A 24,351-nucleotide genomic window follows, 5' to 3' on the forward strand; every position below is an offset into this window, starting at 1 on the left:
GTCACCCTGCGCTCTCCCTCACGCCGTGTGGATACCCAGTCAACGTGATTCAGAAGCCGCCTGTTCCAAGGCTGGGGTGGTCAAAATCCTTCACGCCGGGCGCGAGTTGTCCGTGTCGTCGGTCGTCGGAGGGCTTGGGGCACCCGGGTGGCGGGGCGCCGGGGCCGTTCGGGCCGAATCGGGTTCGGCTCGGGATCGGGGTCGCCCGCGTTGACTCAGCGTGTCCATGGTGTGTGGGTTGAGTCACAGTGGGGCGCGGATCGCGGGGGTCGTGTCCGCCTGCGACGGGGGTGGTTCTGTGGCGGATATCGTGCCGGGCCCGACCGTCCCTCGACCGTGGGTGGTGTTTCGGGCAGAGGTAGGGTCGAAGTCTTCAACACCGGGCGCAGGGGACGGCAGGAGACATGAGCGTGCAGCAGGAGGCCGGAGTCGACGGTGAGCCTCTGGAGGTCTGGATCGACCAGGATCTCTGTACCGGCGACGGCATCTGTGCCCAGTATGCGCCCGAGGTGTTCGAGCTGGACATCGACGGTCTGGCCTATGTGAAGGGCTCGGGCGAGGAGCTGTTGCAGCACAAGGGCGCCACAACGCCCGTTCCGTTGCCGCTGCTCACGGATGTGGTCGACTCGGCGCGGGAGTGTCCGGGCGAGTGCATTCATGTGCGTCGGGTGACGGACCGGGTCGAGGTCTTCGGTCCCGACGCGGAGTGACGGGGCGGGTGTGCCGGGTCATCGCCGTGTGAGGTGCCACGGTTCTGGCCGGTTCAGACGTTGCGGGCCGCGGAGGGCTTGGAGCGGATGAACGCGCCGTTCTCCCATTGCCACTTCGCGCTGTCCTTGACGTCGGGGCAGCAACTGGGCACGTCGGTCGACGAGTAGCCGAGCAGGGTGCCGAGGACGGCTCCGTCGTGTACGGCGAGGTCGGTGACGGTGTTGCGGTCCTTGGGGTCGACGAGTGTGGCCACGACGCGCGGCTTGTGGGTGTCGGCTGCGGTGGTGAGGACGTAGATGCCGTCGGGCGGGGTGCCCATGGGGGCGTCGCAGTGCACGACAGCCACGGTTTCGGGGTTGCCGTCGCCGTCGAGGTCCCCGGAGGCCTTCTTCACGACGATGGCCTTCACGGGGCCGCATTCGATCGGGAAGTCGGCGTTCGCGGGGTCGGGGGCGGCGGCGGTGGCATGGGTGGTCTTGGAGTCGTGTCCTGCGGCCTGGGCGGCGGTGGCCGCGTCGGGCTGGAGGATCGAGGAGAGGGCGACGACGCCGGCGAGGGCGGTTGCGGTGGCGAGCCAGTGGATCGGGCGGGTGTGCGTGTGTGCGAGTTCCGGGACGGCGGATTGCTGCACTAGGAGTGTCTCCTGTGAGGGCTGTGCCGGTGGGGGTGGCCAGCATGGTGCCACACGTCACAGTGCGGGGGAACGGCGGGGGTGGGCGGATGTTGTGCCCGTGTGCTGCCGCTTCCTGGCCCGGCGTCAACAGAACGGCGTCGTGGCCGAGTTCCGCGGTGTTCTCGGGAACTCGGCCACGACGTTCGTACGTTGACTGCGGCACAGGGCCGCCCTAGCGGCCGGCGCCGCCGTCGGCGTTGGGGCCGTCGTAGTCCTCGCCGTAGGCGCCCTTGGCGGGGCGGCGGCGGCGCATGGGGGGCTCGACGCCGTCGGCGAGGCGGCGGGCGGTGAGCAGGAAGCCGGTGTGGCCGATCATCCGGTGGTCCGGGCGGACGGCCAGGCCTTCGACGTGCCAGTTGCGGATCATCGTCTCCCAGGAGGTCGGCTCGTTGAAGCAGCCGATCTCGCGGATGGATTCGACGGTCCGGGCGAGCTGGGTGGTGGTGGCGACGTAGCAGCAGAGGATGCCGCCGGGGACGAGTGCCTTGGAGACGGCCTCCAGGCACTCCCAGGGGGCGAGCATGTCGAGGATGACGCGGTCGACGTCGGTGTCGCTGAGGTTGTCCTGGAGGTCGCCGACGGTGAGCTGCCAGGCGGGGTGGGGGCCGCCGAAGTAGCGCTCCACGTTCTGCCGGGCGATGTCGGCGAAGTCCTCGCGGCGCTCGTAACTGTGCAGCATGCCCTGGTCGCCGATGGCGCGCAGCAGGAAGCTGCTGAGCGAGCCTGAGCCGACGCCGGCTTCGACGACGCGTGCGCCGGGGAAGATGTCGGCGAAGGAGAGGATCTGCCCCGCGTCCTTGGGGTAGACCACGGCGGCGCCGCGGGGCATGGACAGGACGTAGTCGGGGAGCAGGGGGCGCAGCGCGAGGTAGGCGACGTTCCCGGTGGTGCGGACAACGCTGCCCTCGGGAGCACCGATCAGTTCGTCGTGCGGGAAGGAACCCTTGTGGGTGTGGAAGTTCTTCCCGGCTTCGAGCGTGAACGTGTAGTGACGGCCCTTGGGGTCGGTCAGCTGTACCTGGTCCCCGACCTTGAAGGGCCCGCGTCGGCGGGCGGCACCGGTCGGTTCGGACATGTGAACAGCCTACCGGCGTTTGTGGGGGTCGCCGACCACTAGGAGGGGCGGGCCATGGCCTTGACGAAGGCGCGTTCCACGTCGGCGGCGGACAGGACGCCGTAGATCTCGCCGGTCTCCTCGATCACCAGGTATTCGGTGGCGGGGGTGGCGCGCAGGGTGTCCAGGAGGTCCTCGCCGGAGAGCTCGGCGGAGACGCGCATGCCGTCGGTGAGGTCTTGGGCGAGGCCGCTGACGGCGACCCAGGGGCGGCGGTGTTCGGGGACTCCGACGATGGCGGCCTCGCGGACGAGGGAGAGGGGTTCGCCGTCGGCGTCGACGACGACGAGGGCGCGGGCGCCGGCCTCGTTGGCGCGGCGCAGGGCCTCGGAGAGGGGGGTGTGGGTCTCCACGGGGACGGCGCGGCGGGTGAGGTTGCGGGCGCGCAGTTCGGGGAGGTGTTCGCGCAGCCGGGCCATGCGCAGGCTGTTGCCGGCGCCGGTCCAGATGATCGCGGCGAGGATCGCGGCGAGCAGGGCGTCCATGACGGTGTCCATGCCGACGTTGTCCACGGCGTCACGGCCGAGTGCGCCGGACTGGGTGAGCAGGGGCAGGCCGATCAGGACGGAGACGGCGAGGGCGCGGCCGACCCAGGCAGCGGCGATGGTGCCGCTCATGGGCCTGCCGGTGATCTTCCAGACGACGGCGCGGAGCATGCGGCCGCCGTCGAGGGGCAGGCCGGGGAGCAGGTTGAAGGCGGCGACGATGAGGTTGGAGATCATCAGGCCGGCCAGCAGGACGCCGGGGACGGTGCCGGGTTCCACGGGGAGCAGGGCGAGGTAGAAGAGGCCGGCGAGGATGAGGGAGAGCAGGGGGCCGACGAAGGCGAGGACGAACTCGCGGCCGGGTGTCTCGGCCTCCTTCTCGATCTCGGAGACGCCGCCGAAGAACTGGAGCTGGATGCGGCGGACCGGGAGTTTGAAGCGGAGGGCTGCGACGGTGTGGGCGAGTTCGTGGACGAGTACGGAGGCGTAGAAGGCGACCGCGAAGAAGAGGGAGACGAGGTAGCGGGCGGCGCCGAGTTCGGGCAGTACGCGGTCGAGCTGGCCGCCGAACACCCAGGTGATCAGGGCGGCGACGAGGAACCAGCTGGGCGCGACGTACACGGGTACGCCGAAGGGCCGGCCCATGAGGAGCCCGCCCCTGGGGTCGCGGGTGCGCGGCGGCTGGGGGGCTTTGCCGCCGGTGTGCGCGTGGGCGTGGGAACGGTCGACGTGTTCCTGGCCGGCGCCTGCGGGTGTGTGCGCGGGGTTCGGGGCCGGGCGGTCGCCGCTGGGATCGGTGGGCGGGCTGGTGTCCTCGTGGTCGCCGCTTGATGCCGTGTGCGGGGTTTCGGACCGACCGTCGCGGTCGTCGCTGGGAGGGGTGGGTGCGGATGGGTGGTCGTGGTCGTCGGCGGTGTTGTCCGAAGGCGAAGGGGCCGTGGCGCCCGGTCCCTGTGCCTCCGTGGCCCGTTCGTCGGACGGGTCGGGGCGTGCGGGGTCCGTGGCCGGGGTCGTACGCCCTGGCCGGCGCTCGGTCGGCTTCTCGTTGCCGGACCGCGGCTGCCCGCTCCCGCCGCTCTCGTCCACGATGTCCCCTCGTTAGCAGCGTCTTCCGCGCCTGCCGGGCGGAAGGTCTCGGGTCGATGGTATGCGGCCGTCGTGACGCGTTCCGCCCCGGCACCCCCTGTGTTTTCTCTGCCGTCGCACCGGTCACGACCGTGACCGGGTCACTGTCAGTGGCGGGCCGTATGGTCTGTGGTCATGGAGATGAGCAGCGAGGGCGCGGCAGAGGCGCAGAGCGGCGGTATGAAGGCGGCGGCCGAGGCGGCGGTCGCGACCATACCGCCTGGCGTGCCGCAGCCCGCGGCGCCGTCCGGGGCCGCGCCTGACACTCCCGCGGTGCGCCCGTCCTCCCTGTCCCCCTCTCGCGCCAGTGATTTCATGCAGTGCCCGTTGCTGTATCGGTTTCGGGTGATCGATCGGCTGCCGGAGAAGCCGAGTGAGGCGGCGACCCGGGGCACGTTGGTGCATGCGGTGCTGGAGCGGCTCTTCGATGCCCCGGCCGGGGAGCGTACGGCGCCGCGGGCCAAGTCGCTGGTGCCGGGGCAGTGGGACCGGCTGCGGGAGAGCCGGCCGGAGGTCGTGGAGCTGTTCGCGGACGATGCGGAGGGCGAGCGGCTGGCGCGCTGGCTGGGTGAGGCGGAGCGGCTGGTGGAGCGCTGGTTCACGCTGGAGGATCCGACGCGGCTGGAGCCGGCCGAGCGTGAGCTGTTCGTCGAGGCGGAGCTGGAGTCGGGGCTGAGGCTGCGCGGCATCATCGACCGGGTGGACGTGGCGCCGACGGGTGAGGTGCGGATCGTCGACTACAAGACGGGCAAGGCGCCCCGGCCCGAGTACGCCGAGGGTGCGCTGTTCCAGATGAAGTTCTATGCGCTGGTGGTGTGGCGGCTGAAGCAGGTCGTGCCGCGGCGGCTCCAGCTCGTCTATCTGGGCAGCGGTGATGTGCTGACGTACGACCCGGTGCCGGCCGACCTGGAGCGGGTCGAGCGCAAGCTGCTGGCGCTGTGGGAGGCGATCCGGCTGGCGACGGAGACGGGGGATTGGCGGCCGCGGCCCACGAAGTTGTGCGGCTGGTGCGATCACCAGGCGGTATGCCCGGAATTCGGTGGTACTCCCCCGCCCTATCCGCTGCCGGTCAGGGCGGCCGAGTCGGGCGGCACCGAGCAGGGCAGAATGGGGCCGGACTAGCGAAGGAGACTTACGTGGCCATCCGCGTCCTACTGGTCGACGACCAGCCGCTGCTGCGTACCGGCTTCCGGATGATTCTGGAGGCCGAGCAGGACATCGCGGTCGTCGGCGAGGCCGGAGACGGCCTCCAGGCTCTCGATCAGGTGCGGGCCCTTCAGCCCGATGTGGTTCTGATGGACATCCGCATGCCGCGGATGGACGGTGTGGAGGCGACCCGGCAGATCACCGGGCCGGGGCGGGACGGTCCGGCGAAGGTACTGGTGCTGACCACGTTCGACCTCGACGAGTATGTGGTGGAGGCGCTGAAGGCGGGGGCCAGCGGATTTCTGCTGAAGGACGCCCCGGCCAATGAGCTGGTGCAGGCGATCCGGGTGGTCGCGGCGGGCGAGGCGATGCTCGCGCCGAGCATCACGCGTCGGCTGCTCGACAAGTACGCCACGCATCTGCCCTCCGGCGACGAGCCCGTTCCGGACACGCTGCACACGCTCACCGAGCGTGAGGTGGAGGTGCTGAAGCTGGTGGCACGCGGGCTGTCGAACGCGGAGATCGCGGCCGATCTGTTCGTCAGCGAGACCACGGTCAAGACGCATGTCGGGCACGTCCTCACCAAGCTGGGGCTGCGCGACCGCGTGCAGGCGGCGGTGTATGCGTACGAGAGCGGGCTGGTGCGCCCGGGAGCGCAGTAGCCGGGTGTCCTACGACGCCGAGGGCGCCCCTTCCTGTGGAGGGGCGCCCTCGGCGTAGGTGCGGTCGTCCGGTCAGTCCTTGCTGAGTTCCCAGAACCGGAAGACCGTGGAGGCGTCGAGGCAGTACTCGAGGCCGTAGACGTTGTCGCGGGTGACGGCGTACTGCTTGGCCTGCCAGATCGGCAGGACGGGGAGTTCCTCGGCGACGATGTTCTGGAGTTCGCCGAAGTCCGAGTCCGTCGCGGCACGGTCGGTCTGGGAGGCGGTGCGCGGGATGAGCGTGCCGGTGATCGTGCTGTTGGAGTAGTTGTTGCTCAGCACGTTGCCCTCGCCGAAGAAGGGGCCGGTGAAGTTGTCGGCGTCCGGGTAGTCCGGCACCCAGCCCTTCACGTACACGCCGTACTTGCCGTCGGCGATGTCCTGCTCGTACTGGTCGTACGACACGGACTGGACGTCTGCTTCGAACAGGCCGCTGGCGTTGAGCTGGCCGGCGATGGCCTTGAGTTCGTCGTCGGTGGCGGGGCCGTAGCGGGAGGGGGTGGACCAGAGGGTGAGCTTGACCTTGTCGGTGATGCCGTCGTCGCTCAGGGCCGCGGCGGCCTTGGCCTTGGAGGGCTGGGCGCCGTAGGTGTCGAAGTAGGCGGTGTTGTGGCCGGCGATACCGGCCGGGACGATCGAGTAGAGCGGGGTCGCGGTGCCCTTGTAGACGTCGTTCATGAGGGCGTCGCGGTCGAGCAGGTAGGCGATGGCCTTGCGGATGCTCAGCTTTCCGGCGACCGGGTCGTCCATGTTGAAGACCAGGTGCTGGACCTCGGCGCTGTTGCCCTCGACGATCTTGACGCCGGAGTCGGGGTCGGCCTTCTCGATGTCGGAGATGTCGCTCGCGGCGAGGCCTCGGTAGGCGATGTCGACCTTCTTGTCGAGCAGGGCCGTCTTGAGCGCGGCCTGGTCGCCGTGGAAGGACTTGAGGACGACGCCGGTGTTCTGCACGTCGGCGGTGCCCTTGTAGTTCTCGTTGACCGAGAAGACGGCCTCGTCGTCGCTGAAGGAGTCGAGCTTGTAGGGGCCGGAGCCGACGGCCTCGCCGTCCTCGCGCAGGCCGCCCGGTTCGTAGGACCGGTGGTCGACGATGGAGCCGGCGCCGGAGGCGATCTTGCTGGGGAAGGTGGCGTCCGCGGTGTTGAGGCGGAAGACGACCGTCTTCTCGTCCGGCGTCTCGACCCGGTCGAGCATGGGGAACATGATCGCGGGGCCGGCTTCGTCGTTGATCTTCAGCATGCGGTCGAAGGAGAACTTCACGTCCTCCGAGGTGAGCGCGTCACCGTTGCTGAACTTGAGGCCGTCCTTCAGCGTGCACTGGTAGACCTGGGTCGAGGTGTCCGTGAAGGAGCATTCCTCGGCGGCTTCCGGCTGCGGTTCGGTGGCTCCCTTGGGGAAGCTCAGCAGCGACTGGAAGACGTTGTTGAACAACAGCCAGGAGCCGGGGTCGTAGCCGGAGGCGGGATCGGTGGCCAGGACGTCGTCGGACATCCCCACGACCACGGAGGAGCCGTCGCTCCCCGAGCCTCCGCTTTCTGTTCCGCATCCGGTCAGCAGGCCGGAGGCCAGTCCCGCCACGATCGGCAGGACCGGCCACTGGTTACGCATATTCACTTGCAGGTGCCTTGTCGTCGGTTCCGAAAATTCGGGGCCGTCGTCCGAGGCCCCGGGGGCCCGGGTAGGTCAGCCTCTCACTCCTCGGCCGAGTTCCCACAGCTGAAGCGTGGCGGAGGAGTTGAGGACGTAGGCGGTGCCCGTGACGTCGTCGCGGGCGGCGACGTACTGCTTGCCCTGCCACAGCGGCAGCACGGGTACGTCGTCGGCGACGATGGACTGGATCTCCGTCAGGCTCTTGACGGCGGAGATCCGGTCGGCCTCGCGGCGTGACTCCGGGATCAGCGCGCCGCGGATCTCGTCGTTGACGTACGGCGAGCCGATGGTGTTGTCCTTGTCGAGGAAGGGCGCGAGGTAGTTGTCGGCGTCGGGGAAGTCCGGGAACCAGCCCATGCCGTAGACGTCGTACTCGCCCTTCTGCTCGGCGGGCCGGAACGTCTCCCAGAGGGTGCCCTCGATCTGGACCTGGAACAGGCCGCTGTTGTTCAGCTGCTTCTGGAGCAGCTCGAACTCCTCCTTGGTGGCCGAGCCGTAGTGGTCGGTCGTGTAGTGGAGGGTCAGCTTCACCGGGGTGGTGATGTCGGCCTGGGCCAGCATGGCCTTGGCCTTGGCCACGCTCGGGTCGCCGTACTTGTTGAAGAACGAGTTGGAGTGCCCGGTGATGCTGGCCGGGACCATCGAGTACAGCGGCTCCGCCTGGTCGCCGTACACCTGGGAGACCAGCGCGGCGCGGTCGATGACCTGGGCCATCGCCTGGCGTACGGCCTTGGTCTTCACCGTCGGGGCGTCGGTGTTGAAGCCGAGATAGCGGATTTCCAGGCCGGGCATCTCGACGAGGTCCTCGTCGGTGCCCGCGGCGGCGTTGGAGAGCTTCTCGATCTGCTTCGGCGACATGGTGCGCGTCATCATGTCGATGTCGCCGTCGTCGAGCGCGGCGCCCATCGCGGTGGCGTCGCTGAAGGAGCGCAGCTCCGCCTTGTCGTTGTTCACCTTCAAGGTCCCCTTGTAGTTGGGGTTCTTGGTGAACACGGCCTTGACCAGCTCGTCGTTCTTCACCTCGGCATCGAGGGTGTACGGGCCGGAGCCGTCGACCGCGAAGCCGTCGCGCAGCTTGTTCTTCTCGTAGTCGTCGGGGTTGACGATGCCGGCGACCGGGGTCGACAGCTTGAACGGGAAGGTGGCGTCGGCGGCCTTGAGGTGGAAGATCACCTCGCGGTCGCCCTGTGTCTCGACGGTGTCGACGGTGGACAGCAGGGCGAACACACCGCTGTCGGCCTTGATCGACATGGCGCGGTCGATCGAGTACTTCACGTCGGCGGCCGTGATCGGGTCGCCGTTGGCGAACTTGAGGCCGTCGCGCAGGGTGCAGACGTAGCGCTCGTTGCCGGTGTCGGTGAAGCCGCACTTCTCGGCGGCCTCGGGCACCGGGTCGCCTTCGCCGCGGGGCTGGATCATCAGGGTCTGCACCGTCTGGCGCAGGACGTTCCAGGTGCCGACGTCATAGGCGTACGCCGGGTCGAGGGGCGCGGGGGCGTCCGTGGAGGCGCTGAACCGGTCCGTGGTGCCGACGACGATCGGGTCACCGCCGCCACCGCCGCTGTCGGACCCACCGCAGGCTGCGAGCACCGGCGCGAGCAGGCCGATGACGGCCGGCAGCACGAAAGTCTTGCGGTTCATGCTCGAGTTTCTCCAGAGCTGTCGAGTCCGTGTACCCGGCATGCAGGGGTGTCGCGGCGGGTCACGGGGGTAACTGCGATGTTCTCGCGACGAGATTAGTCCGCACCTGCACGAGAGTTGGCGGCACCTGGAGTTGAAAGACCATCACGCAGCGAAACCGGATGCGGACAGACTGAAAACCCGACGGTGGAAGGATTCGTGCAGGATCCCACCAATCGGGACACAAGGTCCCGCCTCGGCCCCGGAATTGGGGGCTCGCGGCACAGGTCCGGCGCCCTGTCGACGCCTCACGGAGTGGGGAACGTCACATTCTCAACAGTCTGTGCGGGTACCGGAATTCAGCCATCCGGTGCGGGCTGAATTCCTTTGCAGTTGCTTGCATGCAATTCCCGCACTATCGATGCTGCACGCTGGGTGAACGCCTAGCGCATTTCCGTCATCAAACCGTGCAGAAATGCCAGGTCGACCTCTTCCAGCGAGGTCACGACGGTGCGCCGGTCGGCCGGGAGGATGGGTGCCACCGAGGGCACGGCCACCACCTGGCAGCCGGCGGCCTCTGCTGCCGCCACTCCGGTCGCGGTGTCCTCGATGACCGCGCATCTGGCCGGATCCACGCCGAGCCCGGCGGCCGCGAACAGGTACGGGTCCGGGTGCGGCTTGGTGCGCCGCACCTCGTCCCCGGCGACGGTCAGGGCGAAGTGGTGGGCGCCCAGCGAGGTGAGCACACGGTCGATGATGCGCCGGTGCGAGGCGGAGACCAGGGCTGTGGGGATCGCGTACGCCGACAGCTCGGCCAGCAGCCGGGCGGCGCCCGGCATCAGCGGCAGAGCGCGGTCGATACGGTCCTCGAAGCCCTGGTTGAGCAGGAGGGTGAGCTCGGCGAGGGCGATGTCGGCGCCGGTGGCCTCGATCAGGAAGCCGGCGCTGCGGCTCATCGGGCCGCCGACCACGACGTGGCGCCAGGAGTCGTCGAGGGTGTGGCCGAGACCGGCGAAGATCTCGACCTCGACGTCCCACCAGAAGCCCTCGGTGTCCACCAGGGTTCCGTCCATGTCGAGCAGCACGGCCTGTAGTGCCGACCCTTCGGCCGTTCGGGTTCCGAGCGCGGGGACCGTGCTGGTCATCCTGGCGCACCTCCTTGAGGGACGATCAGGCCGGTTCCCGGAATGGGAACCGGCCTGCGGTGGACCGACCAGTGTACGTCTTCTTCGATCAGCGTGCCCGGTCGTCCTCAAGGGCGCCTGGACCCGCAGGTCAGCGGGTACGGCGTCGCTTCGTCACCGGGCGTTGAAGTACTTCGCCTCCGGGTGATGGATCACGATCGCGTCCGTGGACTGCTCGGGGTGCAGCTGGAACTCCTCGGAGAGCTGGACGCCGATGCGCTCGGGCTCCAGCAGCTCGGCGATCTTGGCGCGGTCCTCCAGGTTGGGGCAGGCGCCGTAGCCGAGGGAGAAGCGGGCGCCCCGGTACTTCAGGGCGAACATGTCCTCGATCCCGTCCGGGTCCTCGCCGGCGAAGCCCAGCTCGGAGCGCACGCGCGCGTGCCAGTACTCGGCGAGCGCCTCGGCCAACTGGACGGACAGGCCGTGCAGTTCGAGGTAGTCGCGGTAGGAGTCGGACGCGAAGAGCTTCGCGGTCTCCTCGCCGATGCGCGAGCCGACCGTGACGACCTGGAGGCCGACCACGTCCGTCTCCCCCGCCTCCTCCGGGCGGAAGAAGTCGGCGAGGCACAGCCGGCGGCCGCGGCGCTGGCGGGGGAAGGTGAAGCGGGTGCGTTCGTTGCCCGCGTCGTCCAGGAGGATCAGGTCGTCGTCCTTGGACACACAGGGGAAGTAGCCGTAGACGACCGCCGCTTCCAGCAGGTTCTCGGTCTGCAGCTTGTCCAGCAGTCCGCGCAGCCGCGGGCGGCCCTCGGTCTCGACGAGTTCCTGGTACGTGGGCCCGTCCCCGGTGCGGGCCTCCTTCAGCCCCCACTGGCCCTTGAACAGTGCGCCCTCGTCCAGCCAGCTCGCGTACTCCTTGAGCTGGATGCCCTTGATGACGCGGGTGCCCCAGAACGGCGGGGCGGGCAGCGGGTTGTCGGTGGCGACGTCGGAGCGGACGTGGCCCTCCTCCGGGCGCTCCTCGACCTCCACGGCCGCGGCGGCCCGTACCCGGCGCTGCTTGAGTTCGGGCAGCGTCACACCGGGCACGCCCCGCTTGACGCCGATCAGCGCGTCCATCAGCCGCAGGCCCTCGAACGCGTCACGGGCGTAGCGGACTTCACCCTCGTAGATCTCGTGCAGGTCCTGCTCTACGTACGCCCGGGTCAGCGCGGCTCCACCCAGGATGACCGGGTAATCCACGGCCATGCCCCGCTGGTTGAGCTCCTCCAGGTTCTCCTTCATGATCACCGTGGACTTGACCAGGAGGCCGGACATGCCGATGACGTCGGCGCGATGCTCCTCGGCGGCGTCCAGGATCGCGGAGACCGGCTGCTTGATGCCCAGGTTGACCACGTTGTAGCCGTTGTTGGACAGGATGATGTCGACGAGGTTCTTGCCGATGTCGTGGACGTCGCCGCGCACCGTGGCGAGCACGATGGTGCCCTTGCCCTCGGTGTCCGACTTCTCCATGTGCGGTTCGAGGTAGGCGACGGCGGTCTTCATCACCTCGGCGGACTGAAGGACGAACGGCAGCTGCATCTGGCCGGAGCCGAACAGCTCACCGACCACCTTCATACCGTCCAGGAGCGTCTCGTTGACGATGTCGAGGGCGGGGCGGGTCTCGAGCGCCGCCTCGAGGTCCGCCTCCAGGCCGTTCTTCTCGCCGTCGATGATGCGGCGCTTCAGCCGCTCGTCCAGCGGCAGCGCGGCCAGTTCCTCGGCCTTGCCGGCCTTGAGGGACTTGGCGGTGGCGCCCTCGAAGAGCTGCATGAGCTTCTGGAGGGGGTCGTAGCCCTCGGAACGGCGGTCGTAGATCAGGTCGAGGGCGGTGGCCACCTCTTCCTCGCTGAAGCGGGCGATCGGCAGGATCTTCGACGCGTGGACGATCGCCGAGTCCAGGCCCGCCTTGACGCACTCGTCGAGGAAGACCGAGTTGAGCAGGATGCGGGCCGCAGGGTTCAGGCCGAAGGAGATGTTCGACAGGCCCAGCGTGGTCTGTACGTCCGGGTGGCGGCGCTTGAGTTCGCGGATCGCCTCGATGGTGGCGATGCCGTCGCCCCGGGACTCCTCCTGGCCGGTGCAGATGGTGAAGGTCAGGGTGTCGATGAGGATGTCCGACTCGTGGATGCCCCAGTTCCCGGTCAGGTCGTCGATCAGCCGCTCGGCGATGGCGACCTTGTGCTCCGGGGTGCGGGCCTGGCCCTCCTCGTCGATGGTCAGCGCGATCAGCGCGGCGCCGTGCTCCTGGGCGAGCGTGGTGACCTTCGCGAAGCGGGACTCGGGGCCGTCGCCGTCCTCGTAGTTGACGGAGTTGATGACCGCGCGGCCACCCAGCTTCTCCAACCCGGCCTGGATGACGTCGACTTCGGTCGAGTCGAGGACGATGGGCAGCGTGGAGGCGGTGGCGAACCGGCCGGCCAGCTCCTGCATGTCGGCGACGCCGTCGCGGCCCACGTAGTCGACGCACAGGTCGAGCATGTGCGCGCCTTCGCGGATCTGGTCGCGGGCCATCTCCACGCAGTCGTCCCAGCGGGCGTCCAGCATGGCCTCGCGGAACTTCTTCGACCCGTTGGCGTTCGTCCGCTCGCCGATCGCCATGTACGCGGTGTCCTGGCGGAACGGGACCGTCTGGTAGAGCGAGGCGGCGCCCGGCTCGGGGCGCGGGGAGCGCTCGGCCGGAGTCATGTCGCGCACCCGCTCCACGACCTGGCGCAGGTGCTCGGGGGTGGAGCCGCAGCAGCCGCCGACCAGCGAGAGGCCGTAGCTGTTGATGAAGTTCTCCTGCGCGTCCGCCATCTCGGGCGGCGTCAGCGGGAAGTGCGCGCCGTCCTTGGTCAGGATCGGCAGGCCGGCGTTCGGCATGCACATCAGCGGCGTGGTCGAGTGCTGAGCGAGGTAGCGCAGGTGCTCGCTCATCTCGGCGGGGCCGGTGGAGCAGTTCAGGCCGATCAGGTCGATGCCCAGCGGCTCCAGGGCGGTCAGCGCGGCGCCGATCTCGGAGCCGAGCAGCATGACGCCGGTGGTCTCGAAGGCGAGCGAGCAGACCAGCGGGACGGAGACGCCGAGGGCGTCCATCGCGCGCCGGGCGCCGATCAGGCTGGACTTCGTCTGCAGCAGGTCCTGCGTCGTCTCCACGATCAGCGCGTCCGCGCCGCCGGCCAGCAGGCCCTCGGCGTTCTTCTGGTAGCCGTCGCGGATCGTGGCGTAGTCGATGTGGCCGAGTGAGGGCAGCTTGGTGCCGGGGCCGATCGAGCCGAGGACCCAGCGCTGGCGCCCGTCCTTGGCGGCGAACTCGTCGGCGACCTCGCGGGCGATGCGGGCGCCGGACTCGGACAGTTCGAGGACCCGGTCGGCGATCTCGTACTCGCTCGCTGCCGTGTGGTTGGCGCCGAACGTGTTCGTCTCGACACAGTCCACACCGACGGAGTAGTACGCCTCGTGCACGGAGCGCACGATGTCGGGCCGGGTGAGATTGAGAATCTCGTTGCAGCCCTCGAGGTTCTCGAAGTCCTCGAGCGTGGGGTCCTGGGCCTGAAGCATGGTGCCCATCGCCCCGTCGGCGACCACCACACGGGTGGCCAGCGCCTCACGGAGCGCGGACACACGTGTCCGGCTGTCGGCGGAAGGGGTCAGCGGCGACGAGGCCATGTAAGGGCTCCCTTTGGTGCGACGGCTGTCGGCTTTGCGCCGCCCGTGGGACGTTCCACGGTAGGCGCACGGCAGCCAGCGTAACCGGGTCGGTGACGGGATGGTCATACGGTCCACGCAACGGACGGAGATGACAGGCAGGTCTCCAGCGGGATACGAGTGCGGGGCACGGCGCGCTACGAGTGACGCAATAGGTGTCTTACGAGTGGCGCAACAGGTGTCTGTGGAAGGTGTCCGCAGACCATTGGCGGTGGGTCGGCATGGACCGGTAGTGTTCGACATTGCCGAACGACGGCAGCGAACGTCGTCTGTGACGGTCGAGAGGGACGGAGGTAGGACGGCGATGGCACGGAACATCCAGTCGCTCGAACGGGCGGCCGCGATGCTGCGGCTGCTCGCGGGCGGCGAGCGACGGCTCGGCCTGTCGGACATCGCCTCGTCCCTGGGCCTCGCCAAGGGCACCGCCCACGGCATCCTGCGCACCCTCCAGCAGGAGGGCTTCGTCGAGCAGGACGACACCTCCGGGCGCTACCAGCTGGGCGCCGAGCTGCTGCGCCTGGGGACCACCTACCTGGACGTGCACGAGCTGCGGGCGCGCGCCCTGGTGTGGACCGACGACCTGGCCCGCTCCAGCGGCGAGAGCGTCCACCTGGGCGTGCTGCACCAGCAGGGCGTCCTGATCGTGCACCACGTCTTCCGGCCCGACGACAGCCGGCAGGTCCTGGAGATCGGCGCCATGCAGCCGCTGCACTCCACGGCCCTGGGCAAGGTTCTGTCGGCCTACGACCCGGTCGCGCACAGTGAGGCACTGGAGGCCGACCGCAAGCCCTTCACGGACCGCACAGTGTGCGAGCTCGGCGCCTTCGAACAGATCCTCGACCTGACACGCGCGCGTGGTTATGCGGCCGACGTCGAGGAGACCTGGGAGGGCGTCGCGTCCATCGCCGCACCCATCCACGACCGGCGGCGCATGCCGGTCGGCGCGGTCGGCATCACCGGCGCCGTGGAACGGCTGTGCCGGGACGGCGAGTTGCAGCCCGAGCTGATCGCGGCGGTGCGTGACTGCGCCCGCGCGGTCTCGCGGGATCTGGGCGCCGGGCGGTTCTGAGACCCGTACGAGAACACGGCGTTTTCTGGGCGCCATACACCAGCAGACCGGGGCGTCAGCGGACGTTCCGGTTGTTGTCATGCCATAAGAGGCGTTGTCATGGATGAGCGGGGCTTTCGATCGATAGCCCGCAGCGATCAATAACGATCGTGTTTTCGATAACAGAACTCTTGACGCACCTGTAACGCCAAGGCAAGACTCCCGTCCATCGGTCGACATTGTCGAACACCGACCGGCAATTGGCGTTAGAGTGTGACCACGCCAAGGGCCGGCAGCTCTTCCCCTGGACGAAGGACAAAGGAGTCGCGGGTGTCCAGCTCCGACATCTTCATCGGCGAGACCATCGGTACCGCCGTACTCATCCTGCTCGGCGGTGGCGTGGTCGCCGCCGTCGTGCTCAAGGCCTCCAAGGCCCGTAACGCCGGCTGGCTCGCCATCGCCTTCGGGTGGGGCTTCGCCGTCATGACCGCCGTGTACATCTCGGCACCGCTCTCCGGCGCCCAACTCAACCCGGCAGTGACGCTCGCTCTCGCGATCAAGGACGACGACTGGAGCAACCTTCCGACCTACTGGGGCGGACAGCTGCTCGGCGCGATGATCGGCGCGGCCCTGGTCTGGGTCGCCTACTACGGCCAGTTCCACGCGCACCTGACCGACAAGGAGATCGTCGGCGAGCCGGTCGCAAAGGCTCAGAAGGCCGTCGAGGCACGAGAGCCCAAGGCCGGCCCCGTGCTCGGCATCTTCTCCACCGGCCCCGAGATCCGCGTCGTGTGGCAGAACCTCGCCACGGAGATCATCGGCACGATCGTGCTGATCCTCGCCATCCTCACGCAGGGACTGAACGCCGACGGCAACGGTCTGGGCACCCTGGGCGCCCTGATCACCGCCTTCGTGGTCGTCTCCGTCGGTCTCTCCCTCGGCGGCCCGACGGGCTACGCGATCAACCCGGCCCGTGACCTCGGTCCGCGTATCGTGCACGCCCTTCTGCCGCTGCCCAACAAGGGCGGCTCCGACTGGGGTTACGCCTGGATCCCGGTGGTCGGCCCGCTGATCGGCGGCGCCATCGCGGCAGGCATCTACAACGTCGCGTTCGCTTAGAGCACGAGTGAGCACCGCGCCGTACAGAGAGCCCCTTCCCTACGGAACCCCCAGGAGCACACAGTGAGCGACGCACACACCGCGGGCCCGTTCATCGCCGCGATCGACCAGGGCACCACCTCCAGCCGCTGCATCGTCTTCGACCGGGACGGCCGTATCGTCTCCGTCGACCAGAAGGAGCACGAGCAGATCTTCCCGAAGCCGGGCTGGGTCGAGCACAACGCCAACGAGATCTGGACCAACGTCCAGGAAGTCGTCGCCGGAGCCATTCAGAAGGCCGGGATCACCCGCGACGACATCAAGGCCATCGGTATCACCAACCAGCGCGAGACGACCCTGCTGTGGGACAAGAACACCGGTGAGCCCGTCCACAACGCCATCGTCTGGCAGGACACCCGTACCGACGCGCTCTGCAAGGAGCTCGGCCGCAACGTCGGCCAGGACCGCTTCCGCCGCGAGACCGGCCTGCCGCTGGCGTCGTACTTCGCCGGTCCGAAGGCCCGCTGGCTGATCGACAACGTCGAGGGGCTGCGCGAGCGCGCCGAGGCGGGCGACATCCTCTTCGGCACCATGGACACCTGGGTCATCTGGAACCTCACCGGCGGTGTCAACGGCGGCAAGCACGTCACCGACGTCACCAACGCCTCCCGCACCATGCTGATGAACCTCCACACCATGGCGTGGGACGAGAAGATCGCCGAGTCGATCGGCGTGCCGCTGCAGATCCTGCCCGAGATCCGCTCCTCGGCCGAGGTCTACGGCGAGGTCACCGGCGGCAGTCTGGGCGACCTGCTCGGCGGCATCCCGGTCGCCTCCGCGCTCGGCGACCAGCAGGCGGCCCTGTTCGGGCAGACCTGCTTCTCCGAGGGCGAGGTCAAGTCGACGTACGGCACCGGCACCTTCATGGTGATGAACACCGGTGACAAGATCATCAACTCGTACGCGGGCCTGCTGACCACGGTCGGCTACAAGATCGGCGACGAGGCGACGGTCTTCGCCCTGGAAGGCTCGATCGCCGTCACCGGCTCGCTGGTGCAGTGGATGCGCGACCAGATGGGCCTGATCTCCACCGCCGCCGAGATCGAGACGCTCGCGCTCTCGGTCGAGGACAACGGCGGGGCCTACTTCGTGCCGGCCTTCTCCGGCCTGTTCGCCCCGCACTGGCGCTCCGACGCCCGCGGTGTGATCGCCGGTCTGACCCGGTACGTCACCAAGGCGCACCTGGCACGCGCCGTCCTGGAGGCCACCGCCTGGCAGACCCGGGAGATCGCCGACGCCATGGTCAAGGACTCCGGCGACGAGCTGGTGGCCCTCAAGGTCGACGGCGGTATGACCTCCAACAACCTGCTGATGCAGACCCTCGCGGACTTCCTGGACGCTCCGGTGGTGCGCCCGATGGTCGCCGAGACCACCTGCCTCGGCGCCGCCTACGCCGCCGGTCTCGCCGTCGGCTTCTGGTCCAGCACGGACGAGCTGCGCGCCAACTGGCGGCGGGCCGCCGAGTGGACCCCCCGGATGGACGCGGAGACCCGCGACCGCGAGTACAAGAGCTGGCTCAAGGCCGTCGAGCGGACCATGGGCTGGATCGAAGACGAGAGCTGACGAGAACCCTCTCAAGAGCTCTGACGAGGAGTTAGAACCACACATGACCAGTCAGTCCACCCTGCAGTCCGTGCCTGCCCTCGGTACGCGCCCGGCCTCCGGCTCGAACCCGAGCCGTGCCGAGACCCGGGAGCAGCTCGCCAAGGCGTCGTACGACCTTCTCGTGATCGGCGGCGGCATCCTGGGCATCTCCACCGCCTGGCACGCCGCGCAGTCCGGGCTCAGGGTGGCGCTGGTCGACGCCGGCGACTTCGCCGGTGCCACCTCCTCCGCCTCCTCCAAGCTGCTCCACGGCGGTCTGCGTTACCTCCAGACCGGCGCAGTGAAGCTGGTGGCGGAGAACCACTTCGAGCGCCGTGCGGTCTCCCGCCAGGTGGCCCCCCACCTGGCGAACCCGCTCACCTTCTACCTCCCCGTGTACAAGGGCGGGCCGCACGGCGCGGCGAAGCTCGGCGCGGGCGTGTTCGCGTACTCGGCGCTCTCCGCCTTCGGCGACGGCGTCGGCCATCTGCTCTCCCCGGCGAAGGCCGCGCAGGACGTGCCCGAGCTGCGCACCGAGAACCTCAAGGCCGTCGCCGTGTACGGCGACGACCAGATGAACGACGCCCGGATGGCGCTGATGACGGTCCGCGCCGCCACCGAGGCGGGCGCGGTCGTCCTCAACCACGCCGAGGTGACCGGGCTGCGCTTCACCAAGGGCCGGGTGACGGGCGCGGAGCTGAAGGACCGTACGACCGGCGACGAGTTCGGGGTCGACGCCCGTCTCGTGCTGAACGCGACCGGTCCCTGGGTGGACCACCTGCGCAAGATGGAGGACCCGAACGCGGCTCCGTCCATCCGTCTGTCCAAGGGCGCTCACCTGGTCCTGAAGCGCACCTCCCCCTGGAAGGCCGCGCTCGCGACGCCGATCGACAAGTACCGCATCACCTTCGCCCTGCCCTGGGAGGACATGCTCCTGCTCGGCACGACCGACGAGGAGTTCGAGGGCGACCCGGCGGACGTCTCGGTCAACGAGAAGGACATCGCCCAGATACTGGACGAGGCCGCGTTCTCGATCCGGGACCAGCAGCTGAGCCGCGATCTGATCACGTACTCCTTCGCCGGTCTGCGGGTGCTGCCGGGTGGCCCCGGCGACACGGCCAAGGCCAAGCGCGAGACCGTGGTGACCGAGGGCCGGGGCGGAATGCTGTCGGTCGCGGGCGGCAAGTGGACGACCTTCCGGCACATCGGCCGTACGGTCATGAAGAAGCTGGAGGCGCTGCCGGGCCACCCGCTGGGCGACGACTTCGAGCCGATCGCCTCCCTGCCGAAGAAGCTGCCGCTGCCGGGTGTCGCCAACCCGCGTGCCATAGCGCACCGGCTGCTGGTCGACCGCCCGGCACCGGGCCCGCGGATGGGCGCCGACACCGCCAAGCACCTGGCCACCCACTACGGTTCGCTGGCGTTCGACATCGCCCGGCTGGCCAACGAGAACCCGGAGCTCGGCGAGCGCGTCCACCCGGACGCCCCGGAGATCTGGGCGCAGGTCGTCTACGCCCGGGACAACGAGTGGGCCGAGACGCAGGACGACGTGCTGCGCCGCCGTACGACGCTGACGATCCGCGGACTGGCCACCGACGAGGTCCGCGCGAAGGTGCAGGACCTGCTCGACGAGAAGTAGCCGGCACGACGGGAAAGGGGCGGCTCCGCTGACGGAGCCGCCCCTTTCGCATGCTTCAACTCCCTTTCGGTCCCGTCCGGTTCATGCTCTGATCTCCTGGCATGTCCAAGAGTTAATGGCCCATTAGGACACATGAGGTGTGAAGTGTCTGATGGCGGATCAATCATCTTGTCATGAACCTGCGATCCGACGGACGGATCGCGGCCTCATGGAGGTGTGGGATGCACCGCAGACTCGCCACCGGTCTCGCCGCTTCGGCCCTTGCACTGATCACCGTCACCGCAACTGCCGCCACCGCCACCGCAGTTCCCGCCGACAAACCCCAGGTCCTCTCCAGCTGGACCCAGACCAGCGCGTCGAGCTACAACACGTGGGCCGCCGCCCGCGCGAACCAGTCCGCCTGGACCTCCTACGCATTCGACTGGTCCACCGACTACTGCTCCTCCTCGCCGGACAACCCCTTCGGCTTCCCCTTCGCCAACTCCTGCGCCCGGCACGACTTCGGCTACCGCAACTACAAGGCCGCGGGCGCGTTCGACGCCAACAAGTCCCGCCTCGACAGCGCCTTCTACGAAGACCTCAAGCGCGTCTGCAACGGCTACAGCGGCGCGACGAAGTCCGCCTGCGACGGCACGGCCTGGACGTACTACCAGGCCGTGAAGGCCTTCGGCTGACAGCGGTCACCTTCCTGGGGCCGGGTGCGGTACGTCGCACCCGGCTCCGCCCGTCCTCGTGGCACGTCGGTAACGTCGCCTCATGCTCCAGGACCTCTCACCCGTCACACGCATACCCCGCACCGGGCTCCCGGCGTACGCGATCGTCGTCGGCGACCCGGCGCGCGCGGCGGCCGTCGGCGCACTCCTCGACGGCGCCGAGGAAGTCTCCTACCACCGCGAATACCGTGTGTTCAGCGGGGGTTGGAAGGGCGTGCCGGTCACCGTCGCCTCGCACGGGGTGGGTGCGCCGGGCGCGATCCTGCTGTTCCAGGAGCTGGCCGACGCGGGCGTGCACACCTTCCTGCGGTTCGGCACGGCGGGCGCGATGAAGCCGGGCATCGACGCCGGCGATCTGGTCATCGCGGAGGCCGCCGTACGCGACGACGGCGTCACCCAGCAGCTGCTGCCGCCCGAGTACCCGGCGGTCTCCTCCCCCGAGGCGGTGTTCGCCCTCCAGCGCGCGGCCCGCGCGGCGGGCGCCCCGCACCACCGGGGCATCGTGTGGACGCGGGCCGCGTTCCAGCCGGGGCTGCTGCCCCTCTTCGGCTACGACGGTGCCGGGCTCGCGGCGATCGAGATGGAGCTCTCCGCGCTGCTGGTGACGGCCTCGCTGCGCGGGCTGGTCGCGGGCGGAGTGCTCGTCGTGGACGGGGCGAACGCCGATGAACTCGTCGACGCGGACGCTCCCTTTTCGACGGGCGGGTACGACCCGCACCGGGACGTCGTCGCGGCGGGCGTGGAGCGGGGCGCGGTGGTGTCATTGGAGGCGTTGCGCTTGCTGGCCGAGGCGGAGCAGGCCTGAGCTTCGACCGGCGGGTCGGTGATCGGCGCCCGCGGAAGCCCTGATCTGCGCATTCGGCGTCCCGTTCAGCCTGGTGAACCTCCATAATGGCGTGAGACATCGGAGGTCTGAACGACAGGGAGGCGCGGCCATGGCGGTCACCGACGAGGCGATCGAGAAGATCAAGGGCATGATCGTCTCCGGCGCACTGCGCCCCGGCGACCGGCTGCCCAAGGAGAGCGAACTCGCCTCCGAACTGGGGCTCTCCCGCAACTCCCTGCGGGAGGCCGTGCGCGCCCTGTCCCTGATCCGCATCCTGGACGTGCGCCAGGGCGACGGCACGTACGTCACCAGCCTCGACCCGCAACTCCTGCTGGAGGCGCTGAGCTTCGTCGTGGACTTCCACCGCGACGACACGGTCCTGGAGTTCCTGGCCGTACGCCGCATCCTGGAGCCGGCCGCGACGGCGATGGCGGCCTCGCGGGTCAGCGAGCAGCAACTGAGCGCGCTGTCAGCCCAGTTGGACAAGCTCGGCGACGCCCCCTCGGTCGAGGAGCTGGTCGCCTGTGACCTGGACTTCCACCGGGGCATCGTGCAGAGCTCGGGCAACTCGGTGCTCTGTTCGCTCCTCGACGGTCTCTCGGGTCCCACCACCCGTGCCCGCATCTGGCGCGGCCTGACCCAGGAGGACGCGGTCAGCCGCACCCTCCACGAGCACCGCATGATCGTCGCCGCGCTGCGCGACCGGGACGCGGAGGCGGCGAGGTCGTGGGCGACGGTGCACATCGCGAGCGTGGAGCAGTGGCTGAGGTCCACGCTGTGATCCACGCCGTGATCCACGTCGACAGCTCGGATCACTGACCGGGGTGTTCCCGTACGGCGATCTGGGCAGTGATGCGTTCATTCCCCCTCCGGGGGGCTGCGGACGCCCCGCCCGCACGCCGTAAGGTTGGGGCGTACGTGAGGGCACGTCGGAAGGAGGCGCTGGGTGATCGAGCTCGAGGGGGTTCCCGAGCTGGTCGACCCGGTCATGGTGGCCGCGTTCGAGGGCTGGAACGACGCCGGCGACGCCGCCTCCGCCGCGGTCGCGCATCTGGACAGGGAGTGGAAGGGCGAGGTGTTCGCGGCGCTGGACGCCGAGGACTACTACGACTTCCAGGTGAACCGGCCCACGGTGTGGATGGACGCCGGCGTGCGCAAGATCACATGGCCGACGACAAGGTTGTCAGTGGTGCGGATCGGCGGTGAGAAGCCCCGCGACCTCGTACTCGTCCGAGGCATCGAACCGTCCATGCGCTGGCGCTCGTTCTGCAACGAACTGCTCGGCTTCGCGCACGAGCTCGGTGTGGAACTGGTCGTCGTCCTGGGTGCCCTGCTCGGTGACACCCCGCACACACGTCCGGTGCCGATCAGCGGGACCACGTCCGACGCGGACCTGGCCCAGCGGATGGACCTGGAGGAGACCAAGTACGAGGGGCCCACGGGCATCGTCGGCGTCCTCCAGGAGGCGTGCACGCACGCGGGCGTACCTGCGGTCTCGCTCTGGGCGGCCGTCCCGCACTACGTCTCGCAGCCGCCCAACCCGAAGGCGACGCTGGCCCTCCTCAACCGTCTGGAGGACCTGATCGACGTACGCATCCCGCTGGGCGAGCTGCCCGAGGACGCGCGCGCCTGGCAGGTGGGGGTGGACCAGCTGGCCGCCGAGGACAGCGAGGTCGCGGAGTACGTGCAGACGCTGGAGGAGGCCCGGGACACCGCCGAGCTGCCGGAGGCGTCGGGCGAGGCGATCGCCCGCGAGTTCGAGCGGTATCTGCGGCGCCGGGACGGCGGCACCCCGCCCACGCCCGGCGGACACGCCACGGCGGACGGCAGCGACATCGCCTCGTATCTGCGGGACAACCCCGGCGGTCGTAGCCGGCCGCCGAAACCGCAGCGGCCGGAAGGCGAGGACGACGGCCCGTCGCCCTCCGGCGGCCCGTCGGAAGGCCCGCCGGAGGGCGACGACCCGTCGGAGGACTGAACCGGACTGAACCGGAAGGGGCGGTACGCAGACGCGCGTGCCGCCCCTGACCTCTCCCTCAGCGCGCCACAGCGATCACGTCGTACGTGGTCGTCGGCGTCGGAGTCGTCGTGAACCGTGCGTTGGGCAGATAGAGCCGGTCCTTGTATGCGGCCACCGTGGTCGGCACATCGAAGGCAGGGTCGGTGATCCGGCGCCGGAGGACTCCGCTGGTGCCGTCGGGCGCGAGCGTGAAGACGTCGATCGCGTTCTGCCGGTTCTGGACGACGTAGAGCGTCCGCCCGAGCAGCAGCAGACCGTCGCCGTTGGTGAGCGGGGCCGCGTCCCCGAGGTCGACGAGGGTCGTGACCCCGGTCCTCGGGTCCACCCGGTGCAGGGCGCCGACCCCGGACTGCACCACCAGCAGGGCCGAGCCGTCGGGGGTGCGGGTGATGCCGTTGGCGTTCACGACCTCGCCGGGGACCTGGCTCCAGTCGCCCTTCAGCGTGATCGTCACGACCTCGTCCGCGTCCGGCAGCCCGCCGTGCCGGCCGAGCGGCAGGGCGTACAGCGCGGGCTGGTAGGAGTCGGTGAACCAGGCGGCGCGCGGGGTCAGGAACACGTCGTTGGCGAAGCTCGGGGTCGCCGTGGTGAGGACGTACGACGCGATGATCTCGCCGCTGCGGACGTCGACGACCCGTGCGCCGAAGCCGCGTCCGGCGACGAACAGGCGTCCCCGGTCGTCGAGTTTGACGCCGACCGAGGGCGTCCCGGGCCCGGTCGAGATGATGCCGCCCTGTCCGGTGCGCAGGTCGGCGCGGTAGATCGAACCGTCGCCGAGCGAGCCGAGGTAGGCGTACGGCCCGCCGCCGATCGCGATGCCCTCCGGGCGGAAGCCGTCGGGCAGCGGGATCACGGCCGGCCAGGACTTGCCGGAGGCCGAGGCCGCGGTGGATCCGGCGAGGACGGCACCGGCGCTCGCGGCGCCGATCGTGAGGAGTCTGCGGCGGGTGAAGTCACGTGCGAAGGAGCGATGCGTGGGTGCCACTGTGCGTCCTTCCGCGGAGGGACCGGCCGACCGGCTGGTCCAACGGTCAACTGACGCGCCCACCCCATCACATGCCAGGTGGCTCCGCAGCTCCCCCAAGTCCCTCGACAGCCAGTAGACAGCTTCTGGCCGGATTGTTGCAGGACATCTGTTTCACGCCAATTGCACACGTTACCCAATTCAACTTGTTTCCAAACCAGTTGACGAACGGCGGGGCTGGACGGGTCGCCGTGGGAGTGCTTGGTTGTCCCCCGTACCCGTACGACTCGGCACCATCCGCTACTTGGCATCCGCACGGAC

At 69.3% G+C, this 24,351-nt stretch carries 19 protein-coding genes; 11 read left to right on the plus strand and 8 right to left on the minus strand.

Annotation, left to right across the window (positions count from 1 at the left end):
* Window positions 1-404: 404 nt before the first annotated feature.
* Complete coding sequence (locus ACIHFB_RS40310; RefSeq protein ID WP_365285127.1) at window positions 405-710, plus strand: ferredoxin; 306 nt, start codon at window positions 405-407, stop codon at window positions 708-710.
* Between the two features lie 53 nt (window positions 711-763).
* Here the strand turns inward: ACIHFB_RS40310 and ACIHFB_RS40315 are convergent, their stop codons facing one another.
* From ACIHFB_RS40315 to ACIHFB_RS40325, 3 genes are all read right to left on the minus strand, one after another.
* Window positions 764-1,342, minus strand: a complete 579-nt coding sequence (locus ACIHFB_RS40315; RefSeq protein ID WP_365285125.1) for a hypothetical protein — start codon at window positions 1,340-1,342, stop codon at window positions 764-766.
* 214 nt (window positions 1,343-1,556) lie between these two features.
* Window positions 1,557-2,459 (minus strand): tRNA (adenine-N1)-methyltransferase, encoded by a 903-nt coding sequence (locus ACIHFB_RS40320; RefSeq protein ID WP_365285123.1) that lies wholly within the window; start codon window positions 2,457-2,459, stop codon window positions 1,557-1,559.
* A gap of 38 nt (window positions 2,460-2,497) precedes the next feature.
* Window positions 2,498-4,069, minus strand: a complete 1,572-nt coding sequence (locus ACIHFB_RS40325; protein ID WP_365285121.1) for a site-2 protease family protein — start codon at window positions 4,067-4,069, stop codon at window positions 2,498-2,500.
* 174 nt (window positions 4,070-4,243) lie between these two features.
* Here ACIHFB_RS40325 and ACIHFB_RS40330 point away from each other — a divergent pair, with 174 nt between their 5' ends.
* Window positions 4,244-5,230, plus strand: a complete 987-nt coding sequence (locus tag ACIHFB_RS40330) for a PD-(D/E)XK nuclease family protein (RefSeq protein WP_365285119.1) — start codon at window positions 4,244-4,246, stop codon at window positions 5,228-5,230.
* Between the two features lie 14 nt (window positions 5,231-5,244).
* Entirely contained in the window at window positions 5,245-5,916 is a 672-nt protein-coding gene (locus ACIHFB_RS40335) for a response regulator transcription factor (RefSeq protein ID WP_030946450.1), read from the plus strand.
* 72 nt (window positions 5,917-5,988) lie between these two features.
* On the opposite strand, the gene ACIHFB_RS40340 is transcribed toward ACIHFB_RS40335, so the two are convergent.
* The 4 genes from ACIHFB_RS40340 to metH all read right to left on the minus strand — a co-directional run bounded on the left by ACIHFB_RS40340 (window position 5,989) and on the right by metH (window position 14,039).
* Window positions 5,989-7,569 carry an ABC transporter substrate-binding protein gene (locus ACIHFB_RS40340; protein ID WP_365285117.1) on the minus strand — a complete coding sequence of 527 codons (1,581 nt, stop codon included), beginning with the start codon at window positions 7,567-7,569 and terminating at the stop codon, window positions 5,989-5,991.
* A gap of 69 nt (window positions 7,570-7,638) precedes the next feature.
* Window positions 7,639-9,246 carry an ABC transporter substrate-binding protein gene (locus tag ACIHFB_RS40345; RefSeq protein WP_365285115.1) on the minus strand — a complete coding sequence of 536 codons (1,608 nt, stop codon included), beginning with the start codon at window positions 9,244-9,246 and terminating at the stop codon, window positions 7,639-7,641.
* Window positions 9,247-9,668: 422 nt separating this feature from the next.
* Window positions 9,669-10,370, minus strand: a complete 702-nt coding sequence (locus tag ACIHFB_RS40350; RefSeq protein WP_365285113.1) for an HAD family phosphatase — start codon at window positions 10,368-10,370, stop codon at window positions 9,669-9,671.
* Between the two features lie 153 nt (window positions 10,371-10,523).
* Window positions 10,524-14,039, minus strand: coding sequence for a methionine synthase (gene metH / locus ACIHFB_RS40355; RefSeq protein WP_400129490.1), 3,516 nt, complete (start codon window positions 14,037-14,039; stop codon window positions 10,524-10,526).
* A 343-nt stretch (window positions 14,040-14,382) separates the two neighbouring features.
* On the opposite strand from metH, the gene ACIHFB_RS40360 reads away from it, so the two are divergent.
* From ACIHFB_RS40360 to ACIHFB_RS40395, 8 genes are all read left to right on the plus strand, one after another.
* Window positions 14,383-15,147, plus strand: coding sequence for an IclR family transcriptional regulator (locus tag ACIHFB_RS40360; RefSeq protein WP_365285109.1), 765 nt, complete (start codon window positions 14,383-14,385; stop codon window positions 15,145-15,147).
* Between the two features lie 309 nt (window positions 15,148-15,456).
* Window positions 15,457-16,245, plus strand: coding sequence for an MIP/aquaporin family protein (locus tag ACIHFB_RS40365; protein WP_365285107.1), 789 nt, complete (start codon window positions 15,457-15,459; stop codon window positions 16,243-16,245).
* Window positions 16,246-16,308: 63 nt separating this feature from the next.
* On the plus strand, window positions 16,309-17,847 hold the full coding sequence (glpK, locus tag ACIHFB_RS40370; RefSeq protein WP_400129491.1) for a glycerol kinase GlpK: 1,539 nt from the start codon (window positions 16,309-16,311) through the stop codon (window positions 17,845-17,847).
* A 43-nt stretch (window positions 17,848-17,890) separates the two neighbouring features.
* A complete protein-coding gene (locus ACIHFB_RS40375) occupies window positions 17,891-19,507 on the plus strand; it encodes an FAD-dependent oxidoreductase (RefSeq protein ID WP_400129492.1) in 1,617 nt (538 codons plus the stop codon).
* A 221-nt stretch (window positions 19,508-19,728) separates the two neighbouring features.
* Window positions 19,729-20,181 (plus strand): phospholipase, encoded by a 453-nt coding sequence (locus tag ACIHFB_RS40380; protein WP_365285101.1) that lies wholly within the window; start codon window positions 19,729-19,731, stop codon window positions 20,179-20,181.
* Between the two features lie 82 nt (window positions 20,182-20,263).
* On the plus strand, window positions 20,264-21,025 hold the full coding sequence (locus ACIHFB_RS40385) for a nucleoside phosphorylase (protein WP_365285099.1): 762 nt from the start codon (window positions 20,264-20,266) through the stop codon (window positions 21,023-21,025).
* A 130-nt stretch (window positions 21,026-21,155) separates the two neighbouring features.
* Window positions 21,156-21,827: a FadR/GntR family transcriptional regulator gene (locus ACIHFB_RS40390; protein ID WP_365285097.1), complete on the plus strand. Its 672-nt coding sequence runs from the start codon at window positions 21,156-21,158 to the stop codon at window positions 21,825-21,827.
* A 165-nt stretch (window positions 21,828-21,992) separates the two neighbouring features.
* Window positions 21,993-23,024: a PAC2 family protein gene (locus tag ACIHFB_RS40395; protein ID WP_365285095.1), complete on the plus strand. Its 1,032-nt coding sequence runs from the start codon at window positions 21,993-21,995 to the stop codon at window positions 23,022-23,024.
* Window positions 23,025-23,082: 58 nt separating this feature from the next.
* On the opposite strand, the gene ACIHFB_RS40400 is transcribed toward ACIHFB_RS40395, so the two are convergent.
* A complete protein-coding gene (locus ACIHFB_RS40400; protein WP_400129493.1) occupies window positions 23,083-24,051 on the minus strand; it encodes an SMP-30/gluconolactonase/LRE family protein in 969 nt (322 codons plus the stop codon).
* Between the last annotated feature and the right edge of the window lie 300 nt (window positions 24,052-24,351).

Origin of the sequence: Streptomyces sp. NPDC051963, from assembly GCF_044593495.1 — a bacterium.
GTDB lineage: Bacteria > Actinomycetota > Actinomycetes > Streptomycetales > Streptomycetaceae > Streptomyces.

What these genes read in the sequence shown, in the direction of transcription:
- ACIHFB_RS40345 (WP_365285115.1), bottom strand. Translation starts at nt 9,246, where the DNA reads ATGAACCGCAAGACTTTCGTGCTGCCGGCCGTCATCGGCCTGCTCGCG.
- ACIHFB_RS40310 (WP_365285127.1), top strand. Translation starts at nt 405, where the DNA reads ATGAGCGTGCAGCAGGAGGCCGGAGTCGACGGTGAGCCTCTGGAGGTC.
- ACIHFB_RS40320 (WP_365285123.1), bottom strand. Translation starts at nt 2,459, where the DNA reads ATGTCCGAACCGACCGGTGCCGCCCGCCGACGCGGGCCCTTCAAGGTC.
- metH (WP_400129490.1), bottom strand. Translation starts at nt 14,039, where the DNA reads ATGGCCTCGTCGCCGCTGACCCCTTCCGCCGACAGCCGGACACGTGTG.
- ACIHFB_RS40385 (WP_365285099.1), top strand. Translation starts at nt 20,264, where the DNA reads ATGCTCCAGGACCTCTCACCCGTCACACGCATACCCCGCACCGGGCTC.
- ACIHFB_RS40350 (WP_365285113.1), bottom strand. Translation starts at nt 10,370, where the DNA reads ATGACCAGCACGGTCCCCGCGCTCGGAACCCGAACGGCCGAAGGGTCG.
- ACIHFB_RS40360 (WP_365285109.1), top strand. Translation starts at nt 14,383, where the DNA reads ATGGCACGGAACATCCAGTCGCTCGAACGGGCGGCCGCGATGCTGCGG.
- ACIHFB_RS40380 (WP_365285101.1), top strand. Translation starts at nt 19,729, where the DNA reads ATGCACCGCAGACTCGCCACCGGTCTCGCCGCTTCGGCCCTTGCACTG.
- ACIHFB_RS40390 (WP_365285097.1), top strand. Translation starts at nt 21,156, where the DNA reads ATGGCGGTCACCGACGAGGCGATCGAGAAGATCAAGGGCATGATCGTC.
- ACIHFB_RS40375 (WP_400129492.1), top strand. Translation starts at nt 17,891, where the DNA reads ATGACCAGTCAGTCCACCCTGCAGTCCGTGCCTGCCCTCGGTACGCGC.
- ACIHFB_RS40330 (WP_365285119.1), top strand. Translation starts at nt 4,244, where the DNA reads ATGGAGATGAGCAGCGAGGGCGCGGCAGAGGCGCAGAGCGGCGGTATG.